Source organism: Leisingera sp. M658 (genome assembly GCF_025144145.1).
Classification (GTDB): Bacteria; Pseudomonadota; Alphaproteobacteria; order Rhodobacterales; family Rhodobacteraceae; genus Leisingera.
This window is the reverse complement of record NZ_CP083546.1, coordinates 3034431-3050006: the sequence shown is the minus strand read 5'-3', so window position 1 is coordinate 3050006 and position 15576 is coordinate 3034431. Positions and strand designations below refer to the sequence as shown.

General features: G+C 64.4%; 18 protein-coding genes. 16 read left to right on the top strand and 2 right to left on the bottom strand.

The genetic code is table 11. The annotated features are described in order from the left end of the window. Positions 1-134 precede the first annotated feature (134 nt). The gene (locus K3724_RS15180) at positions 135-1196 is read right to left on the bottom strand and encodes a YeeE/YedE family protein (RefSeq protein ID WP_259986708.1); all 1062 of its coding nucleotides are present in this window, start codon (positions 1194-1196) and stop codon (positions 135-137) included. Between the two features lie 122 nt (positions 1197-1318). On the opposite strand from K3724_RS15180, the gene K3724_RS15175 reads away from it, so the two are divergent. The 3 genes from K3724_RS15175 (at position 1319) to K3724_RS15165 (ending at position 4021) form a co-directional block, all read left to right on the top strand. Next, a complete protein-coding gene (locus K3724_RS15175; RefSeq protein ID WP_259992650.1) occupies positions 1319-2554 on the top strand; it encodes an MFS transporter in 1236 nt (411 codons plus the stop codon). Positions 2555-2700: 146 nt separating this feature from the next. Further along, positions 2701-3573: a 50S ribosomal protein L11 methyltransferase gene (locus tag K3724_RS15170; protein ID WP_259986707.1), complete on the top strand. Its 873-nt coding sequence runs from the start codon at positions 2701-2703 to the stop codon at positions 3571-3573. 103 nt (positions 3574-3676) lie between these two features. Beyond that, positions 3677-4021 (top strand): hypothetical protein, encoded by a 345-nt coding sequence (locus K3724_RS15165; RefSeq protein WP_259986706.1) that lies wholly within the window; start codon positions 3677-3679, stop codon positions 4019-4021. 169 nt (positions 4022-4190) lie between these two features. Here the strand turns inward: K3724_RS15165 and K3724_RS15160 are convergent, their stop codons facing one another. Then, on the bottom strand, positions 4191-4409 hold the full coding sequence (locus tag K3724_RS15160) for a DUF1127 domain-containing protein (protein WP_259986705.1): 219 nt from the start codon (positions 4407-4409) through the stop codon (positions 4191-4193). 326 nt (positions 4410-4735) lie between these two features. Here K3724_RS15160 and ruvC point away from each other — a divergent pair, with 326 nt between their 5' ends. From ruvC to tilS, 13 genes are all read left to right on the top strand, one after another. Next, a complete protein-coding gene (ruvC, locus tag K3724_RS15155) occupies positions 4736-5233 on the top strand; it encodes a crossover junction endodeoxyribonuclease RuvC (RefSeq protein ID WP_259986704.1) in 498 nt (165 codons plus the stop codon). Between the two features lie 13 nt (positions 5234-5246). Then, positions 5247-5936 carry a Holliday junction branch migration protein RuvA gene (ruvA, locus tag K3724_RS15150; protein ID WP_259986703.1) on the top strand — a complete coding sequence of 230 codons (690 nt, stop codon included), beginning with the start codon at positions 5247-5249 and terminating at the stop codon, positions 5934-5936. A 144-nt stretch (positions 5937-6080) separates the two neighbouring features. Next, positions 6081-7112: a Holliday junction branch migration DNA helicase RuvB gene (gene ruvB, locus K3724_RS15145; RefSeq protein WP_259986702.1), complete on the top strand. Its 1032-nt coding sequence runs from the start codon at positions 6081-6083 to the stop codon at positions 7110-7112. Positions 7113-7435: 323 nt separating this feature from the next. After that, a complete protein-coding gene (locus tag K3724_RS15140) occupies positions 7436-8104 on the top strand; it encodes a hypothetical protein (RefSeq protein ID WP_259986701.1) in 669 nt (222 codons plus the stop codon). Further along, positions 8104-8646 carry an RNA 2',3'-cyclic phosphodiesterase gene (gene thpR, locus K3724_RS15135; RefSeq protein ID WP_259986700.1) on the top strand — a complete coding sequence of 181 codons (543 nt, stop codon included), beginning with the start codon at positions 8104-8106 and terminating at the stop codon, positions 8644-8646. The genes K3724_RS15140 and thpR overlap by 1 nt, the downstream gene beginning before the upstream one ends. Positions 8647-8707: 61 nt before the next feature. After that, positions 8708-9091: a tol-pal system-associated acyl-CoA thioesterase gene (gene ybgC / locus K3724_RS15130; protein ID WP_259986699.1), complete on the top strand. Its 384-nt coding sequence runs from the start codon at positions 8708-8710 to the stop codon at positions 9089-9091. A gap of 105 nt (positions 9092-9196) precedes the next feature. Continuing rightward, on the top strand, positions 9197-9892 hold the full coding sequence (gene tolQ, locus K3724_RS15125) for a protein TolQ (protein WP_259986698.1): 696 nt from the start codon (positions 9197-9199) through the stop codon (positions 9890-9892). A 3-nt stretch (positions 9893-9895) separates the two neighbouring features. Beyond that, positions 9896-10387: a protein TolR gene (gene tolR, locus K3724_RS15120; RefSeq protein ID WP_129371750.1), complete on the top strand. Its 492-nt coding sequence runs from the start codon at positions 9896-9898 to the stop codon at positions 10385-10387. A gap of 15 nt (positions 10388-10402) precedes the next feature. Next, complete coding sequence (locus K3724_RS15115) at positions 10403-11542, top strand: energy transducer TonB (protein ID WP_259986697.1); 1140 nt, start codon at positions 10403-10405, stop codon at positions 11540-11542. After that, positions 11539-12864 (top strand): Tol-Pal system beta propeller repeat protein TolB, encoded by a 1326-nt coding sequence (gene tolB, locus K3724_RS15110; RefSeq protein WP_259986696.1) that lies wholly within the window; start codon positions 11539-11541, stop codon positions 12862-12864. The genes K3724_RS15115 and tolB overlap by 4 nt, the downstream gene beginning before the upstream one ends. Positions 12865-12955: 91 nt before the next feature. After that, positions 12956-13465, top strand: coding sequence for a peptidoglycan-associated lipoprotein Pal (gene pal / locus K3724_RS15105; RefSeq protein WP_027259881.1), 510 nt, complete (start codon positions 12956-12958; stop codon positions 13463-13465). A gap of 4 nt (positions 13466-13469) precedes the next feature. Next, positions 13470-14300 (top strand): tol-pal system protein YbgF, encoded by an 831-nt coding sequence (ybgF, locus tag K3724_RS15100; RefSeq protein ID WP_259986695.1) that lies wholly within the window; start codon positions 13470-13472, stop codon positions 14298-14300. Then, entirely contained in the window at positions 14297-15550 is a 1254-nt protein-coding gene (gene tilS / locus K3724_RS15095) for a tRNA lysidine(34) synthetase TilS (protein WP_259986694.1), read from the top strand. The genes ybgF and tilS overlap by 4 nt, the downstream gene beginning before the upstream one ends. The last annotated feature ends 26 nt before the right edge of the window (positions 15551-15576 follow it).

The window sequence follows — 15576 nt, the reverse complement described above, 5'->3', positions numbered from 1 at the left end:
CGGAATGAAGGGGGCTCTGCCCCCGGCCTGCGGCCTCCCCCGGGATACTTGGGGCCAGATGAATAACGGATCCCTTCTTCATCTGGCTGAAAATATCCCGGAGCGCGAGGCAGAGCCTCGCATCTATCGTTTGATCAAACCCGCAGGCTTTCGGCGTGATCTCTGGTCAGCATGCTGGTAGCGACCGCCCCGGCCCACATGCAGAACAGCGCGGCCCAGGCGGTGCCAGTGAAAATCGAACCGCCGGTGACGCCTGCTCCGATCGCGCAGCCGCCGGCCAGCATGCCGCCAAAGCCCATCAAAGCCGCGCCAATCATTGCCTTGCGCATGGTGGAGGGGCTGTCAAAAGCCTGCAGCTTCATTTCTCCGGCCAGCGCAGCGGCCAGCATTGCGCCGATGAACACGCCGGGAACCAGGCCGATGTCAAACTCGAGAACCGCATTCCGGTCGAGGAAGAACATCAATGTGTGCGCCGATGGCCCGGTGAAGGTGGCGCTCTCGATTTGCACCGGATCAAAGCTGACCTGACTGAGCGCATAAGTCAGCGCCCACCCCAGCGCGACTGCAAATCCAACGCCGGAGGCAAAGACCAGTCTTGCCGCGCCAATCCGGTTGCGCTGCGCGAGCACCAGTGCCAGGGCGGCGGTGGCTAGGCCCAGTACCAGCCCGCCCGCCTTCGGCAGCCCAAGCGCGGCCAGGAGATCCAGATTGCGCCCGCCTTCGGTAATCCAGAGCCCGGCAAGCCAGTCCCGGGCAGGCGACAGCAGGCCGGACAGGCTCATCTGCGCGATGACGGCGAAGATCAGCCCCGACACAACCGAGCGCAGGTTGCCGGTGGCTGCCAGCACCAGGAGCCGCCCGGAACAGCCGCGTGCCAGCACCATTCCGCCGCCGAACATCAGCCCGCCCAGGATGGCGCCGGACCAGCTGCCGGGCACCGCCATCATCCGGGCATCGGCGCTGTCCATCAGGTCAAGCATCTGCGCCGCCTGCACCCAGACAACAGCCGTGGAGAAGGTCAGCAGCCAAACCGCAACCTTGTCCCCCAGGCGGCCGCTGGCGAATTCCACCGTAGCTGCCCGCAGGCAGAAGCGCGATCTTTGCGCCGCCACCCCGAAGACAGCGCCGGTCAGAAGCCCGAACAACGCGGCGGCAGGGGCCTCGCCGATATGTTCAACCAGAGGAACCAGATCCATCACACATCTCCCATTCACGAATGGTGATATGTTTATGCGGCCACCTCTGCATTGATGCAGATCAGATGTGCATTGGCCGCTGCCCTCTCGCCAAATCCCGTTGGGGGGCGTAGATGCTGGATATGTTCAAGCCCATGCCCCTGCTTGAGGCGCGAAGCCTCCCCTTCTGGCGCCGTCCCACGGTGCTGCTGTTTGTGATGGCGCTGGCGATGCCGATCGCCTTTAATGCCTGGAGCGCATTGCTCAACAATTTCGTAATCGAGGCAGCGCAATTCGACGGCGCCGATATTGGCCTGTTGCACACGGTGCGGGAGATCCCGGGTTTCCTGGCGGTGGGCGTGATTGCGGTGATCCTGTTTGTGCGCGAGCAGGTGCTGGGGCTGATTTCGCTTGCCTTGCTGGGAGTGGCCACAGCTGTCACCGCCTGGTTCCCGTCGCTGGGCGGGCTGCTGATGGTGACGCTGCTCAGCTCTATCGGCTTTCATTATTATGAGACGGTGAACCAGTCGCTGCAGCTGCAGTGGCTGTCCAAGGAGAAAGCGCCGCAGACGCTGGGCTGGCTGGTGGCTGCGGGATCAGCGGCGACGCTGGTGGTCTATGGCCTCATCGTGCTGACCTGGGACCGGTTTGATCTGGCCTATAACACCGTGTTTCTGGCTGCAGGCGGGGCAACGGCGCTGATCGCTGTGTTTGCACTGTTTGCCTATCCGCAGTTCGATGCGCCGCACCCGCAGACCAAGAAGCTGATCCTGCGCAAACGCTATTGGCTGTACTACGCGCTGCAGTTCATGGCCGGCGCGCGGCGGCAGATCTTTGTGGTTTTTGCAGGCTTCATGATGGTCGAAAAATTCGGCTTTGATGTGCATGAGCTGACCGGGCTTTACCTGATCAATCTGGTGATCAACATCGTCTTGGCGCCAATGCTGGGCAAGGCAGTGGCCATGTTCGGCGAACGGCGCACTCTGATCTTTGAATATGCCGGATTGGCAATTGTCTTTGCGGCCTATGGCGGGATCTACTGGTTCGGCTGGGGCGTGGCTGTTGCGGCGGTGCTCTACGTGATCGACCATGTGCTGTTTGCCTTGGCGCTGGCGCTGAAAACCTATTTCCAGAAAATCGCCGATCCCGGGGATATTGCACCGACCGCAGCGGTGGCCTTTACCATTAACCATATTGCAGCGGTGTTTCTGCCGGTGCTGCTGGGTTTTTTGTGGGTATTGTCGCCCGGAATGGTCTTTGTCCTGGCGGCGGCCATGGCGCTGGTGTCGCTATCCCTGTCGCTGCTGATCCCGCGCCATCCGGAACCTGGCAATGAGACCATCTTCAGCAAATACGCAAACCCGGCGCCGGCAGAATAGTCCTGCAGCCCCGTGGCGCCAGCCGCGGGGCGAGCGCCCGCGCACACAGTGAGCGCGGGCGCTGCCTTGCCTGCGGCCAGGCCGGGGTGCTTGACGCGGGCGGCGCGGCGACCTAGGCGCTGAGCAACAGTTTCAGGAGAGACGCCATGCCCACATTCACTGCCCTCACCACGCTCACCGGAAAAGCCCAGGCCGAAGCGCTGGGCGAAGCGATGGAACGCCTGACCCCGGAACCCAGCGGCGTGGGCGTCTTTGAGATGGAAGACGGCTCGGGCCTGTGGGAAGTGGGCGGCTACTTTACCGATGCTCCGGATGCAGCGGGCCTTGCCCTGCTGGCCTCGATGCACGAAGCCAAACCCTTTGTGGTCTCGGAACTGCCGGAAACCGACTGGGTCGCCCATGTGCGCCGCGAACTGGCGCCGGTCGAAGCGGGCCGCTTTTTTGTCTATGGCTCGCATGACGCGGACAAGCTGCCTGCGGACCGGATCCCGCTGCTGATCGAGGCGGCGATGGCCTTTGGCACCGGTCACCACGGCACCACGCTGGGTTGCCTCAAGGCGCTGGATCATCTGCTGGATCAGGGCTTTCATGGCGAAAAAGTGGCCGACATCGGCTGCGGCACCGCGGTGCTGGCAATGGCGGCAGCCCGGGTCTGGGACGGCACCATTCTGGCCAGTGATATCGACCAGGTTGCAGTTGAAGTCGCCGAAGCAAATCTTAAGGCCAATGGCATGGAAGGCCAGGTTGCCTGTGTGGAAGCCGCCGGTTTTGATCACCCGGATCTGCAGGCACAGGCGCCGTTCGACCTCATCTTCGCCAATATTCTGAAGGGCCCTCTGGTGGCTTTAGCGCCGGATGTCGCTGCGAATCTGCGCCCCGGCGGCTATGCGATTCTCTCGGGCATCCTGAACGAGCAGGCCGAAGACGTGGTTAACGTTTATGCGCAGAACGGCATCAATCCCGAGCGCCGGGATGAAATTGGTGAATGGACAACGTTACTTCTCCGTAAAGCGGGCTGATTGACTTAACTTTGCGGCGAATTTGAATGGTTTGCCGCATTTTCGCCCCAATTCGAGCCAAAGATGGGCCATCCGCTGGTGGGGGCCAGTTCGGAGGCTCGTAATGGGCGAACATCGTGATCAGTTCCAGGCGCGTTTGAAGCATATCAACCGCAAACATGAAGCTCTGTCCGCGGGCTATTCCGCAAGGCTGCGGCCGGACGGGCTGCTGGTGGTAAAGCCGCAGCGGCTGCAATCCCGGATTTCAGGACGCTCGCTGATTTTCTTCGCGGCGGCGTTTTTGCTCTTCAAGGGCTTCCTGATGGCCGCGCTTGGCTCTGGCAGCTATGACGCGCGGGTGCAGACACTGGCCGGCGGCAGCGGCATTGAACGCGCGGGCGCCTTCCTGATGCAGGCAGACCCGGTATCAGTCTTCCTGGCCCGGAAAATCGGACCCGTTCTGCGCTGACAGCAATGCCAGCAAAGGACAAAAAGGCCGCTGGCAGGGGGAGCCGGCGGCCTTTTTGTTCGGCGCGGCCCTGCGGCGCAACCCGGCAACAAAAAACGCCGCGGCCCTGTAAGGTCCGCGGCGTTTCCCTAGTCGCCCCGAGGGAGGAGGCAGGGCGTGAAAAGGGGGTTCAGAAAACGGTTTTGCCGGTTGCAACGGTCTCGATGTCGCCGCGCGACATGCCGATGTCGGCCAGCTCGCGGTCGGACAGGCCCGACAGGGCGTTGCGGGTTGCACGGGCGTCATTCCAGGCAGCAAGCATGCCGGTTGCGGTTGCAACCAATGCGCCGAAGCGGCCAAACAGGCCGGTGGAACCATAGGTGGTGCGGGTGGTGTCAAATGCGGCCATATCCGTGTCCTCTGATCTGATGTTGGCTTCGTCGCGATGTTGCGATGGCGGGCATCTAGTGAGGAAAATCCAACCCGGCAAGATCCGAAATTGCATGCGTCATATGCACGGTGCGCATAGCTTTGCGCCTTAGTAACAAGGGCGGTTTGCCTGCGCACTGCTTTTGCCGGGAAATGTCGTTCCGCCTATTGCGGAAGGTCGGTTTCAGGACAGGATTTGCCTCCTTGGCGGCGGGCAGTGCGCAGGGAAAGCAATTGGACATGTTCGCGTTTTGTGCTAATCGTTGAAAAAATAATTGCAAAGAGCAGACGGGGACCGGGCACATCATGCGGATTCTGGGAATTGATCCGGGGCTGCGCACCCTTGGATGGGGGGTCATCGAATCAAATGGCCCGCGGCTGAGCCATGTTGCCAACGGCCATTGTTGTTCCGATGGTGATGATCTGGGCGAGCGTCTGCTGTCGCTGCACAATCAGGTCACCGAGATCATTGAGGCTTATGCCCCGGATCAGGCCGCGATCGAACAGACCTTTGTGAACAAGGACGGTGCCGGCACCCTGAAACTGGGCCAGGCGCGCGGCGTGGCGCTGCTGACGCTTGCCAAGGCAGGTCTGCCGGTGGGTGAATATGCCCCCAACCGGGTCAAAAAGACCGTGGTGGGCGTGGGGCACGCCGAAAAGGAGCAGGTCATGCATATGGTCAAACTGCAGCTTCCCGGCTGTGCGCCTAAAGGTGCCGATGCAGCGGATGCGCTGGCGATTGCCATCTGCCATGCCTATTACGGCGGCACGCAGCAGCGGCAGCTGAGGGAGAAACGCGCATGACCGGAGAATTGGCATGATTGGCAAGATGACGGGACGGCTCGACTACCGGGCGCAGGACCATGTGCTGATCGACGTGCGCGGCGTCGGTTATATTGTCTATTGCTCCGACCGCACCATGGCGGCGCTGCCGGGCACGGGCGAGGCGGTCGCGCTTTATACCGAGATGGTAGTGCGCGAAGACCTGATGCAGCTTTATGGTTTCACCTCTTTGGTGGAGAAGGAATGGCACCGGCTGCTGACGTCGGTGCAGGGGGTGGGGGCCAAGGTCTCGCTGGCCATTCTTGGCGCACTGGGGCCGGATGGCGTGAGCCGTGCGATTGCTTTGGGCGATTGGGCCTCGGTTAAGACGGCCAAGGGCGTCGGCCCCAAGACCGCGCAGCGCATCGTGCTGGACCTCAAGGACAAGGCGCCGGGTGTGATGGCCATGGGGGGCGCTGTGGCGGATGCGATGGACGGCCCCGGGCTGGAGGTGGTCGAGGACGCCGGGCCGGCACCTGCTGCCAGGCCGGCCCGCAAGACGCCGCCAAAGAAACCCACGGGTGCCGCTGCGGCGTCGGCCGGGGCGCTGTCGGCTTTGGGCAATCTGGGCTATGGTCCCTCGGACGCCGCTGCTGCGGTGGCCGAGGCTGCGGCCACCTATCCGGATGCGGATGAGGCCGAGCTGATCCGCGCGGCTCTGCGGCTGCTGGCGCCGAAGGGGTGAAGATGAAACACCAAGGGCAGCGCCCGACCCTGGGTGGGTGCGAAGCGCCCTCCCGTCAAACCAAAGGTTTGCCTTCGGCAAAACGGGAGGGCCGGGCGCTGCCCGGCCTTCAGCCGGGCGGGACATTTCAGAGAGACCCGTACCATGATTGACGCCGACCCTGCCCTGCGCCCTGAGCCGCTGCCGGAAGACAGTGCTGCGGACAACGACCGCGCTCTGCGCCCGCAGGGGCTTGGCGAGTTCATCGGCCAGGCCGAAGCCCGCGCCAATCTGAAGGTCTTTATTGAATCCGCCCGCCGCCGCGGCGAGGCGATGGACCACACGCTGTTCCACGGCCCTCCCGGTCTTGGCAAGACCACTCTGGCCCAGATTATTGCCCGCGAGCTGGGGGTGAATTTCCGCATGACCTCCGGCCCGGTTCTGGCTAAGGCCGGCGACCTGGCAGCGATCCTTACAAATCTTGAAGCCAGCGACGTGCTGTTCATCGATGAAATCCACCGGCTGAACCCGGCGGTGGAGGAAGTGCTTTATCCGGCGATGGAGGATTTCGAACTGGATCTGGTGATCGGTGAAGGCCCTGCGGCGCGCACCGTGCGGATCGAGTTGCAGCCCTTTACCCTGGTCGGGGCCACCACCCGGATGGGCCTGCTGACCACGCCGCTGCGCGACCGCTTCGGCATCCCGACCCGGCTGCAGTTCTATACCATTGACGAGCTGTTCGAGATTGTCCGCCGCAATGCCCGCAAGCTGGGTGCGCCTGCGGATGATGCAGGCGCCCGCGAGATCGCGCGGCGCGCCCGCGGCACCCCCAGGATCGCCGGCCGGCTCTTGCGCCGCGTTGTGGACTTTGCGGTTGTGGAGGGCGATGGCACGATCTCCCGCGAACTGGCCGATGGTGCGCTGACCCGGCTGGGGGTGGATCGGCTGGGGCTGGATGGCGCCGACCGGCGGTATCTGACCCTGCTGGCCGAGAATTACGGCGGCGGACCAGTGGGGATCGAAACGATCTCGGCCGCCTTGTCCGAGAGCCGCGACGCGCTGGAGGAGGTGATAGAGCCCTACCTTTTGCAGCAGGGCCTGATCCAGCGCACCCCGCGCGGGCGGATGCTGGCGCAAAAGGCCTGGACCCACCTGGGGATGGCGCCGCCGCGCTCCCGGAACGATCTGTTCGGGTAGGCAGCGGAAAAACCACTATAAGTTGTGTCAGGAATGATGACCTATTCTGCTGGCGCCGGGCGGGCCGGACAGATGCGCCACTGCGATGCGCGGGCGGGGCGCCGCGCGGCCGCGCGGCGCTGCCTCCGGCGGGAGTATTTCCACCCAGAAAGAAGCTGTGCCGCATCCGCTTGCGGTGATGCGGGATGCGCCGCGCCAGCGGTGCCCGGCCCAAGGCTGTTTGCGGCGGCCTGGCGCAGCCAGGGGGCCGGACAGGCGCGGGAGCCCCCCTTGCCGCCGCGCAGCACAGACGGCATAGACAGGGCAGGATCAAGGAGACGCATATGACCGCCCAGCTGCCAGACCTGACGCCCGAACAGATCGAAGCCCTGTTCACCCGCCAAGACGGCTCATACGCTTGTGCCCGCTGGGGCCGGCCGGTGGCGCCGATCGTCTTCGGGGTTCAGGACGAGACACTGAAAACCGTTAAGGGAGCGCTGGAAGCGGTGATGACGCTGGCAGGCCATCAGATGGCCGAGACCGACCCTGAGCTGGGCTCGAATCTGATGTTCTTCTTTTTCCTGGACTGGGACGAACTGCTGGAAGTGCCTGATCTGGACCGGCTGATCCCCGGGCTTGCGCCGCTGGTGGCACGGCTGAAGGCGGCGGAGGCCAGCCAGTACCGGGCGTTCCGGTTTGACGATCAGGGCGGCATCAAGGCGGCGTTTGTGTTCCTGCGGATGCAGGGGGCGATGGCGCAGATGCCCGCCGAAACGCTGGCGCTCACCCAGGCGGTGCAGGTGGCGCTGATGTGGGGTGGTGCGGCCTTTGCTGAAACCTCTCCCTTGGCGGTGCTGCCGGAGACCGGCGCCACCATTCTGCGCCCCGAAATTGCAGGGATCATTGCGGCGGCCTATGACCGGATGATGCCGGTGGCCGCGGACGACAAGTCCCACGCCCTGCGCTTGTTTGCACGGTTGCAAGCGCCGGCGGCGGGGCAGCCGCAGTCCTGATGCGGTCTTTCGCGGGCTTGCCGCTGCCTGATGCAGCCCGGATTGCGCTGGAGCGTGTGCAGGAAGAGCTGCCCGCAGGGCGGCCGGTTGCTGCAGAGAATATGCATCTGACGCTGGCCTTTCTGGATGATCAGCCGGAACAGATGCTGCAAGCCCTGCATCAGGACCTCGCAGGCATCCGCGCGCCGGTTCTGACCCTCAGCATTCAGGGGCTGGAGACCTTTGGCGGCAGGCAGCCGCGGGTGCTGGCTGCGGTGGTGCAAAAGACACCGGAGCTAAGCCGCCTGCGGAACCAAGTGCGCAGTGCCTGTCAGGCGGCGGGAATTGCTTTGGCGCGGGAACGGTTCCGCCCGCATGTGACGCTGGCCCGGTTCCCGCGGTATCTGCAGCCGGGGCAGCTGGAGAAGATCGCCGGTTTCCTGCAAACGGCGGCGGGGTTCCGGCTGCAGACCGATGCGGACTGTTTTGCCCTTTACCAGTCCACGCTGGCCCCCGAAGGCGCGCGCTATGATGTCCTGGCGGAATACCCGCTGGAGGGCTGAGACGCTTGCGGCGGTCCGGCCCCAGCCATAGATTGCCCGCCAAACCACAGGAGCGCAGAGCATGATCCACGAATTCCCGGTGCGGGTCTACTACGAGGACACCGACATGGGCGGGATCGTCTATCACGCCAACTACCTGCGTTTTATTGAACGTGCGCGCAGCGACTGGGTGCGCGGCATTGGTGTCGATCAGAACGCCATGCGCGAGGCCGGGCGGATCTATGTTGTGCGCCGGATTGAGGCGGATTACCTGGCGCCCGCCAAATTCGACGAGGAACTGCTGGTCACTACCGCGCTGCACAATGTGACACCGGCCCGGATGGTGCTGATGCAAGAGGTCACGCGCGGCGGCCAGCCGCTGTTCCGGGCCCAGGTCACCATCGTCTGCATCACCACAGGCGGCCGGCCTGCGCGGCTTCCGGCAGAGATTCGCGCATTGCGGTAACATTTGGCGCAGTGGCGCCTGTTTTAATGGCCTTTGACATTGAACTGGGCTAGCCTTTGGCCAAATAAGGCCGGAGAAACGGCCGGGAAATCGTAGAGCAGGCGAATGGAAGCAGAAACTCTGGCGCTGGCGCAGGAGATTGATTTCTCCATGTGGGGCCTTTTCGCGCGGGCCACCGTAACCGTGAAATTGGTGATGCTGATGCTGATCGGGGCTTCGGTCTGGTCGTGGGGCATCATCGTTCAGAAGACCATCAACTACCGCAAGGCGCGCGGCGAGGCGGATGCCTTTGACCGGGCTTTCTGGTCCGGCAATCCGCTGGATGAGCTGTTCGACCAGGTCGGGGCAAGGCCGCCGGGTCAGGCGGCCCGGATCTTTTCCGCGGGCATGACCGAATGGCGGCGCAGCCACCGCAGCGACGGCGGGCTGATCCCTGGCGCGCAAGCGCGCATCGACCGGTCGATGGATGTGGCCATCGCCAAGGAGACCGAAGGGCTGCAAAGCGGCTTGTCGATCCTGGCCACCGTCGGCTCCACCGCGCCCTTTGTGGGGCTGTTCGGTACCGTTTGGGGCATCATGACCGCCTTTATCGAGATTGCAGAACAGCAGAACACCAACCTTGCCGTGGTGGCGCCCGGCATTGCCGAGGCGCTGATGGCGACCGGGCTGGGTCTGCTGGCGGCAATTCCGGCGGTGGTTTTTTATAATAAGTTGAGCGCGGACAGCGACCGCATCATTGGCGGCTATGAGGGCTTTGCCGATGAGTTCGCCACCATCCTCAGCCGCCAGTTGGATTCCTGAGCTATGGGTGCCGCAGTCCAGCAGCCTTCAGGAGGCAGCAACCGCCGCCGCGGACGCCGCCGCGGACGCGGCAGGGTGATGTCGGAAATCAATGTCACGCCTTTTGTGGATGTGATGCTGGTGCTGCTGATTATCTTTATGGTGGCGGCACCGCTGATGACGGTCGGCGTGCCGGTCGAGCTGCCCAAGACCGCAGCGGGCGCCTTGCCCGGCGATGAGGAAGAGCCGCTGACTGTCACGATGACCGCCGAGGGCGGTGTTGAAATCCAGACCACGCCGGTTTCGCGCGATGAACTGGTGCCCAAGCTGCGGGCGATTGCGGCCGAGCGCAGCTCGGACCGGGTGTTCCTGCGCGCCGACGGACGCATCGCCTATGCGGATGTCATGCAGGTGATGGGCGCGCTGAACGCAGGCGGGTTTTCCAATGTTGGGCTGGTGACGGACACCGGCGGCCCGGCCCTGGACGGGCAGCCGTCTGAGGGCGCAGGGCAATAAGCGGGGACGCGGGCGGTGCAGACCGGAACCAGGATCTCTCTTGCCGGACACGGGCTGTTGATGGGGTGGGTTGTCTTTGGCGCCTGGTTCCCCTCCGAACCGTTGCCGTCCCGGGTGCAGCAGGTGGCGCTGATATCGGCGGAGCAGTTTGAAAAGCTCAGCCAGCAGCGCCAGGCGCCGCAAGTTGCCCCCGAACCTGCACCGTTGAATGAACCGGCCGAAGTGCAACCCGCACCGGAGCCCGCGCCGCAGCCGGACCCGGAACCTGAAACTGTCCAGCCCGAACCGGTCATGCCGGCGGCGCCGGATCCGCAGGTGACAGAGATCCCCGAGCCGCAGTCCGAGCCCGATGTTCCGGACACGCCGCCTGCAGCGGCTGAGGAGCCGGAGATAGCTGCGCTGGTGCCGCAGGTGCGCCCTGAAACTGCGCCGCGCCCGGTGGAGCGTGTCGCGCCTGAGCCTGTTGCGCCGCCAGAACCGGACACCAGGGTTGACGATACTGCCCAGCCGGAAGTGGCACCGGAGGAGGGCGCCGAGACCGAACAGGAGGTGCAGGAAGCCACCGCGCCCGAGGCCGCCAGCGACCGGATCGTGACCGAAGAAAACGAAGGCGAGGACGTTGCAGCCTCTGCTGCGCCAGAGGTCTCGGTGCGGCCCAGGACACGGCCGGCCCGGCCGCAGCCGCAACCGGAAGAGGCCGTGGAAGCAGCCCAGCCGGCCGAGCAAGCGCAGCCGGAGCCGGAGACGGCGGATACACCCTCCGCAGTGGAAGATGCCTTGGCGGAAGCCCTGGCAGGCGGCGCCGATGTTGAAGCGCCGGAACCATCCGGCCCGCCGCTGACACTGGGCGAAAAGGATGCCCTGCGGGTTGCGGTCTCGCAGTGCTGGAATGTGGGATCGCTGTCGACGGACGCGCTGAACACCACGGTGGTGGTGACGGTGTCGCTGGCGCAGGACGGCAAGCCGGACAGCGGCAGCATCCGGATGCTGTCAAGCACCGGTGGCTCGTCATCGGCGGCGCAACAGGCCTTTGGGGCCGCCCGTCGGGCAATAATCCGCTGCGGAGCCAAGGGGTTTCAGCTTCCCCCTGAAAAATACGCGCAATGGCGTGATATCGAGATGACATTCAATCCGGAAAGGATGCGGATCAAATGAGGAAAATTCTGGCAGCTCTGCTGATCGGGGCTTCGGCACTGGCCGGGGCGGGCGCCGCTGCGGCGCAGACCGGCCCGCTCCGCATCGAGATCGATCAGGGTGTGATTGAGCCGTTGCCCTATGCGGTGCCGGATTTTGTGCCCGAGACCCCTTCGGCTGCGGAGCATGCGGCGCAGATCGCGCGGGTGGTGGCGGAAGATCTCAGCGGTACCGGACTGTTCCGCGAAGTGCCCGCCAGCGCCCATATCTCCAAAGTGACCGGCTTTGACAACCCGGTGAAATATGCCGACTGGAAGGCGGTGAACGCCCAGGCGCTGATCACTGGCGCTGTCAGCGTCACCGGCAACCGGCTGACGGTTCGGTTCCGCGGCTATGACGTGTTTGCGGAGAAGGAGCTGGAAAGCGCGCTGCAATTCTCCGGCACCACCGGCGGCTGGCGGCGGATGGCGCATAAGGTGGCTGATGCCATCTACAGCGAAATCACCGGCGAGAGCGGCTATTTCGACAGCCGGGTGGTCTATGTCTCCGAAAGCGGCCCCAAGAACGACCGCCGCAAACGGCTGGCGATCATGGATTACGACGGCGCCAATGTGCAGTATCTGACCAACAGTGCGTCTCTTGTGCTGGCACCGCGGTTCTCGCCCACTGGCGACCGGGTGCTGTACACCAGCTATGAAAGCGGCTTTCCGCAGATCCATGTGCTGGATGTGGGCCAGGTGCAGCGCAAAATCCTGTCCAGCGGCGATGGCATCATGAGCTTTGCGCCGCGGTTTGCGCCGGACGGGCGCACGGTGGTCTACTCGCAGACCCAGGGCGGCAACACCGATCTGTTCTCGATGGATATCGGGACCGGGGGCAAGACCCGGCTGACCTCGGCGCCCTCGATCGAGACGGCGCCGTCGTTTTCGCCTGACGGGTCGCAGGTTGTCTTTGAAAGCGACCGCTCAGGCAGTCAGCAGCTCTATGTGATGCCCGCAAGCGGCGGCGAGGCGCGCCGGATCAGCTTTGGCCAGGGGCGCTATGGCACCCCGGTGTGGTCGCCGCGCGGCGACATGATTGCCTTTACCAAACAGAACAAGGGCCGGTTCCATATCGGCGTGATGCGCACCGACGGCAGCGAGGAGCGCTTGCTGACCGCCTCGTTCCTGGACGAGGGGCCGACATGGGCGCCAAACGGCCGGGTGATCATGTTCACCCGTGAAAGCCAGGGCAGCACCGGGCGGGCGTTGCTTTATTCGGTGGACATTACAGGGCGCAATCTGAAGCCGGTAAGGACGCCGGACGGGGCCTCGGACCCGGCCTGGTCTCCGCTGCAGCAGTAAATGGGCCGTTAAGGCGGGGATACCCGCATAGTACCACCCCCGGGCTTATGCTAGTTTCGGGTTAAGAAACGCAAAGGGATAGGCAGACGATATGAGCGGTTTGAAATTGGCAATGGCGGCGGTGGCCGTGCTGGGGCTGACAGCCTGCAGCAGCAACCCATGGAACGACGATTTGAACGGCGGCGGGGCCGGGGCAGGCGGTGCAGGCGCCGGTGCAGGCGCGCTGGATCCGGCCAGCCCGGCCTATTTCCAGCAGACCGTAGGCGACCGGGTGCTGTTTGCAATTGATCAGTCCACCCTGTCGCCTGCGGCCCAGGCAACGCTGCAAGGCCAGTCGCAGTGGCTGGCCCGGAACGCCGATTATGTGGTCACCATCGAAGGCCACGCGGACGAGCAGGGCACCCGCGAATACAACCTTGGCCTGGGTGCGAAACGCGCCAATGCCGCCCGTGAATACCTGATGTCCCAAGGGGTCGCCGGCAGCCGCATCAAGGTGGTAAGCTTCGGCAAGGAACGCCCGCTGGAAATCTGTTCGGACGAGGTCTGCTATTCCAAGAACCGCCGCGCGGTGACGGTGCTGGCAGGCGGGTTGACGGGGTAACGCCATGAAATCTTTGCGCATTGCGCTTTTGGCCTCTGCACTGCTGCTGCCGCTGCCGCTGGCGGCGCAGAATCAGCAGACCCTCGCCGATATCCGCCAGGAACTGACTGTCTTGCACGTCGAGATCCAGCGGCTGAAACGGGAGCTGTCGACCACTGGCGCGCCCTCGGCGGATCTATCCGGCAATACCGTTCTGGACCGGGTCGGCGCGATTGAAAGCGAGCTGCAGCGGCTGACCCTGCAAACCGAGGAGATGAACCACCGGATCGACCGGATTGTCAGCGATGGCACCAACCGGATCGGTGATCTTGAATTCCGGCTGGTCGAGCTGGAAGGCGGCGATATCGGCGCCCTGGGCGAGACAACAACCCTCGGCGGCGGCGAGCTGCCGGTTGCGGGCGCCGGCGCCATTGAGGCGGAGGGCGCGGGCGGCCCGGCAGCAGGTGAGCTGGCAATCGGCGAGCAGGCAGACTTTGACGCTGCCGGAAAACTGCTGTCCGAGGGGCTTTACCAGGATGCGGCGGAGAAATTCGCGGCCTTCAATCAGGTCTATCCGGGCAGCCCGCTGGCGCCGGCCGCCGAATTCAGCCGCGGCAAGGCGCTGGATGGTCTCGGTGACACCCGTGAGGCGGCGCGGGCCTATCTGGCGGCGTTCTCCGGCAATTCCGCCGGGCCGGTGGCCCCCAAGGCGCTGTTTGAGCTGGGCTCGGCACTGGGCCGTCTTGGCCAGACCGATCAGGCCTGCGTCACGCTGACCGAGGTCGGCGTGCGCTTTCCGGGTGCGGCAGAAGAGGCCGGGGCCGCGGCGGAAATGGCCAAGCTGGGCTGTTCTTGACGGGCGCGCGGCAGAATATCCTGCCCCTGGTGCGGAGCCAGTTCCGCTCCGCCCTTCCTGACCGGCTGGGAATCGCTGTCTCGGGCGGCGGTGATTCTATGGCGCTGCTGCATCTGCTGCACGACTGTTTCGCCGGCGGCGAGGTCGTGTTGTTTGCCGCCACTGTTGATCACGGGCTGCGTCCGGAAGCAGCAGCAGAGGCCGAAGCCGCGGGGGCGGCAGCAGCCCGGCTTGGCATCAGCCATGAGGTGCTGCGCTGGGAAGACGGGCCGCAGAACGGCAATCTGCAGAACCAGGCCCGCGAGGCGCGCTATGATCTGCTGACCGGCTGGGCACGGCGCCACGGCATTCCGGTGCTGGCACTGGGCCACACCGCAGATGATCAGGCTGAAACGGTTCTGATGCGGATGGCGCGTGCCTCTGGTGTGACCGGGCTGTCGGGGATGGCAGAGCGGCGCACGCACAACGGCGTGACGCTGCTGCGGCCGCTGCTGGATGTAACCCGTTGCGAATTGCGGGACTATCTGGAAAGCTGCGGCATTGCATGGTCCGAAGACCCGAGCAACGAGGATACCAGATTCGAACGGGTCCGGGTGCGCCGGGCGCTGCAGGAACTGGCGCCGCTGGGCTTGACCCCTGCGGTTTTTGCCAAGATTGCCCGCAACATGGCCAAGGCCCGTGAAGCGCTGGACTGGTATGTGTTCCTGGCCGCCCGCGACTTGGCGCATGTGCAGGCGGGCGCTGTTGCCCTGTGTCAGCGCAAATTCCGCACTTTGCCCAGTGAAATCAGCCACCGGCTGCTGGTGCGCTCCATTCAGTGGATTTCCGGCACTGCTTACCCGCCGCGCCGTGTGCCGATGGAAAAAGCCGTTCTGGCGGCCCGCAACGGCGGATCGGCCACATTGGCGGGCTGCCGTCTGGTCACCACCAGCAAACAGATATGGATCTGCCGCGAATATAACTCCGTGCGCGGCGAGGTCTCTCTGCCGGGGCAGGCCTGGGACGGCAGGTGGAAGGTTTATGGCGGCGACGCAAAGGGTTGCGAGATTCGCGCGCTAGGCCAAAAGGGTCTGCAGCTATGCCCGGACTGGCGTGCTGCAGGGATGCCGGGCGCCGTGCTGCAGGCCACTCCGGCAGTGTGGCGGGGCGGGGAATTGGCGGCTGCACCAGCGGCTGGATTCGCCAATGGCTGGTCGGCGGAAACGGCAGGAACCGAAGAAGAGTTCTTTGCATCCCTTTTATCGCATTGAACCTGCTCGAATGATCCTTATTTTAA